This is a genomic window from Acinetobacter sp. CIP 102529 (assembly GCF_000368325.1).
Classification (GTDB): Bacteria; Pseudomonadota; Gammaproteobacteria; order Pseudomonadales; family Moraxellaceae; genus Acinetobacter; species Acinetobacter parvus.
In genome coordinates, this window is sequence record NZ_KB849355.1 from 285,265 (window position 1) to 289,716 (window position 4,452).

The following is a 4,452-nucleotide window of genomic DNA, read 5'->3' on the forward strand; positions in this document are numbered from 1 at the left end:
TCCTGAGTGTTACATGAGCTTATATATCAATGAAATGCATATCTTAGACATGCGCTTTGCGGCGAATGTCTCTGTTGCAGAATTTGAACAATGGTTAGCACGGATTCAGCACTATTTCGAACATCAGCGAAATTTTGTGTTGATCATGCAAACCGATGCAAATACAGAATTTCCGGAGGAATATAGAGCAATCCAAGGCAAATGGTATAAGCAATATAAACAAGATTTTTACCAATATTGTTTGGGTTTTGCTCGTATTGCTCAAGATGAAGAAGATCGTATTCGATTGGATACACCAGCTCTGCACAAAGCTTGGCATGTTCCATATTTTGTGAGCGTAGATAAAGCTGAAGCCACACAATGGGCTTTGCAGAGGTATTTATGAATCAAAATTCATTAAATATTCAGAAAGTCTCAGCCTTGAGCCTGAGTGTCGTGGTGGTTTTATATCTCGCGCATGCCTTACCACTGTATTTTTATAATGTGGCCTTACCTGCGATTCTGCGTCATCAAGGCGTAGATTTACGTTGGATTGGCATGTTGTCGCTGCTCTATATTCCTTGGGCATTCAAGTTTTTTTGGGCACCACTAATTGATCGTTTTTATTTCAAAAAACTCGGTAAACGTAAAACTTGGCTTTTGTTTACGCAAATGGCTTTGGTGTTGGGGGTCGTTGCTTTGGCACTTACCCAATTCGATTACGGTCTTGGTGTATTTGTTATTGTCGGTTTATGGATTTCAACTTTTGCTGCAACTCAAGATATCGCAATTGATGGCTATACGGTCGAAACCTTTTCAGAATCTGAGTATCGACTAGGCAGTATGGCGCAAAGTATAGGTGTTGCGCTTGGCAGTATGGTTGGTGGAGCAGCAACTTTATGGCTGTATGAGCTTTATGGTTGGCAAACTGCACTGATTTCCTTAGCCGCTATGACAGCATTGACGATGTTGGCTATTTTCCAGATTAAAGAAAAATCAAATGTAGAGAAAATCTCAAAACAGCCGCCAAGTCTGATCCGTGCATTTAAACGTCCAGAAATGTTATGGGCATTAGCCTTGATCGTATGTTATCGAATTGTCGAAGCACCGGCTATGGCGATGCTGAATCCGATGCTGATTGATCAGAAATGGTCGTTGTCACAAATCGGCGTGCTGATGTCTGTAATAGGTGCAGGGATTGGATTATTAGCCGCTGTTTCAGCTGCATTTTTATTAAAAAAAATAGCCGCAACACAATTGCTGATCTGGGCTGGTTGGGCACGCAGTTTGGTTTACGCCTTGTTGGGTGTTGCAGTTTTACTCAGTTGGTTGAATCAATGGCATTTACTTCTTGGTGGCTTTGTCATTGTCATTCTTGCCATCCGCTATATCGCAATGACAGCCTTATATGCACATTTCATGCAGACCAGCTCCAAAGAACAAGCTGGTACTGATTTTACGATTTTAGTTTGCTTCGAACTATTGGTTTATTTTATTGGCGGTGCAGTCTCAGGTTTCTTAGCCAAAGCATTTGGTTATGGAAACTTCTATCTCATTCTCGCAGTTTCATCTGTTTTAAGCGTGTTGCTTAGTCAACTGCTTATTCGCAAAGCAAAACAAACGCAACAACTCATCTAGGGGTCATTTATGAAAGTTCGTTCACTTTCGACATCATTAACACTGCTCAGCTTGGCGATCAGTACGCAACTTTATGCTCAAAATGTCGAGCAGACTTCAACCGTAAATCAACTGGCACCGATTGTTATGACAGCAACTCGCTCAGCTCAAAGTATCGCTGAGATTGCGGGAACTGTTTACAGTATTAGCCAAGAAGACATTGCAAAACAAGCTGCTGCTGGTAAAAGTACCGCAGATATTTTAGGACTGTTGGTTCCATCTTTAACACCAAGTTCAGGTACGACCAGTAACTATGGGATGACCATGCGTGGTCGTACAGTGCAATATATGATTGATGGTGTTCCGCAAACGGGCTCACGCGATAGTTCACGCCAATTAAATAGCATTAGCCCAGACATGATCGAACGTGTTGAAGTCGTGTCAGGTGCAAGTAGTATTTATGGTGCAGGTGCTACAGGTGGGATCATCAATATCATCACCAAAAGAGGTTCGGGTGATGGTGTAAATTTTGAAACCAAACTCGGCGTTACTTCAGGTGATAATTTCAAAAGTGATGCTTTAGCTTATGAAGCGTTTCAGTCTGCATCATTTAACCAAGGGGATTGGAGTGGTTTTATAGGTGCTAGCTATACACAACGCGGTGAAATTCAAGATAGTCGAGGTGATCGTGTAGGTCCAGAAGTTGCACAAACAGATCGTCAAGATACTGAAACTGTAGATGTGAATGGTCGTTTAAGCTGGCAGTTGGCAGATAAGCAAAAATTAAGTATCGGTGCGCAATACTATAACGATGAGCAGGACAGTGAATATGGCGCTGATTATGGTCCAGGCTTATCTGTTTTACTTCTAGGGGCAAAACCTAGTCAAAAAGCTGTAAAAGGTTTAGAGCTTGATACTCAACCACGTACTAAGCGCAGTGCAGTAAATGCACAATATGAAAATCAGGATTTTCTTGGTCAGACTTTAAATGCAGAGGCGTATTATCGTACTGAAAAAGGGCGATTCTTCCCAAGTGCAAATGCTTTAGCACATGCATCCATTCCAGGTGGAAGAACATTTATTGTTACCCAATCAGAAACAGATATTGATGTTTTTGGTGCTCGTTTAGCACTTCAAAGTAAACTCAATCTGGCAGAACGTGCATTAAATCTAACTTATGGTGTGGATTACGATAAGGAAAATGGCAAACAAACAGCACAACTTTATGATCTAAATACTTTTATCAGTAGTAATGGTCTAAAGTTTAAGCCCCTAAATAATTATGCTTTTGGTCCTGAGGTAGATACTGAAAAGCTTGGTTTCTTCTTACAAAGTCAATTTGAAGCAACTGATCGCTTAAATCTACAAGCAGGTATTCGTCATGAGCGCATCGATAGTGATGTTAAAGACTCAGTTCCATATTCTGAAGCAATGGTTGCCGATTTCGTTCCAACATACCAAGCTAAAACCTTAAAAGGTGGTTCAGTTAAGCATGATGCAACACTCTTTAATGTAGGCGCACTTTATCATTTAACTGATGCACAACAGGTGTTTGCAAATTTCTCGCAAGGTGCAAATTTACCTGATGTACAACGTATGCTAAGAGATGTCCCTGCAAACTTTGTCGTAAGTAACCAAACAATTGATCCAATCAAAGTAAATAGTTTTGAGCTGGGCTGGCGTCTACAAGATGATGCGTTAAGCACAGGGATCACTGCGTTCTATAACAAATCTGATAAGTCATTGAAATTTGGTCCTCCAAGTTTTGCAATTGAAGTTATTGATACAGATGAACGCGTGTATGGTATTGAAGGTAATGTCAAATATACCGTTTCAGATGATTGGAATGTAGGTGGGACTTTAGCTTATACACGTGGTCAGTTCAAAGACTCAAATGGTAAATGGCAAGAGTTAGATGCAATTCGTGTAGCACCTTTGAAAGCAACGGTTTATTCAGACTGGCAATTCAATGATGGTTTAGGTTTACGAGTACAAGCTTTGGCTATTGATGGTACGGATGAAGCACGTAAAGATGCGATTGCGAATGGTAGTACTCGTCCTCCAGCAGAAATCAAAGGTTTTGCAGTGATGGATGTGATTGCCAATGCAAAAGCAGGTCCAGGAACTTTAGGTTTTGGTGTATATAACGTGTGGAATACGGACTATAAGTCTGTTTATAGCCAAGCAGTTTCAACGGTTTACGGCGATATTTCGAGCTTGGCTGCTCAAGGTCGTACCTATGGTTTGAGCTACACTCTCAAGTACTAATCTTATCCAGAAGGCATCTTTTAGATGCCTTTTCTTTTGATGAATACTACCTATGCAACAAAATTTTAAATTATTGGCTTGGGCAACTCTAGCCAACGGTACTTGTTTTTCAATGATTTTACCTTTACTTGCCCCATTAATTCGTGAGCTTGGCTTAACAGAAGTACAGGGCGGAGTAATTGTTTCAGCGGGTGCAATTTGTATGGCGATTGCATCTATTCTGATTGCCAGAGGGGAAAAAATACAGACTCCTTATCAATTAATGAATTATGGTTTCTTGGGCATGACCATTACTTGGGCTATATTTACAGCGATTCTTTATTGGGGAATACAACAAACATTACCCGTAATGATAGTTTTTGCTTTGTTGGTGATTATAGTCCGTACGTCAAAAAACCAATACAATACCGATATGAGTTATCCAATACATTTTAGAAAGAAAATATTAGCCAAGCTTGAAGAAGGTCAATCTATCCGAGCGGTTGCTCAACACTTCGAAATTGATAAAAATACAATTGTCGAATGGAAAAAGCGAATCGAAATAAAAAGAACTCGACCAAGAAAACCATCTAAAGTTGATGATGATGC

Annotated in this window: 4 protein-coding genes; all 4 read left to right on the plus strand. The window is 40.3% G+C overall.

The annotated features are described in order from the left end of the window. The first annotated feature begins 13 nt into the window (after positions 1 to 13). Positions 14 to 385, plus strand: a complete 372-nt coding sequence (gene actB, locus F972_RS06425) for a protein ActB (RefSeq protein ID WP_004281762.1) — start codon at positions 14 to 16, stop codon at positions 383 to 385. Continuing rightward, positions 382 to 1,617: an MFS transporter gene (locus F972_RS06430; protein ID WP_004769318.1), complete on the plus strand. Its 1,236-nt coding sequence runs from the start codon at positions 382 to 384 to the stop codon at positions 1,615 to 1,617. Before actB ends, F972_RS06430 begins: the two co-directional genes overlap by 4 nt. 9 nt (positions 1,618 to 1,626) lie before the next feature. Further along, positions 1,627 to 3,864 carry a TonB-dependent receptor gene (locus tag F972_RS06435; protein WP_004683790.1) on the plus strand — a complete coding sequence of 746 codons (2,238 nt, stop codon included), beginning with the start codon at positions 1,627 to 1,629 and terminating at the stop codon, positions 3,862 to 3,864. A gap of 412 nt (positions 3,865 to 4,276) precedes the next feature. After that, a partial coding sequence (locus F972_RS16565; protein WP_155756564.1) for an IS630 transposase-related protein occupies positions 4,277 to 4,452 on the plus strand: 176 nt, incomplete at its 3' end.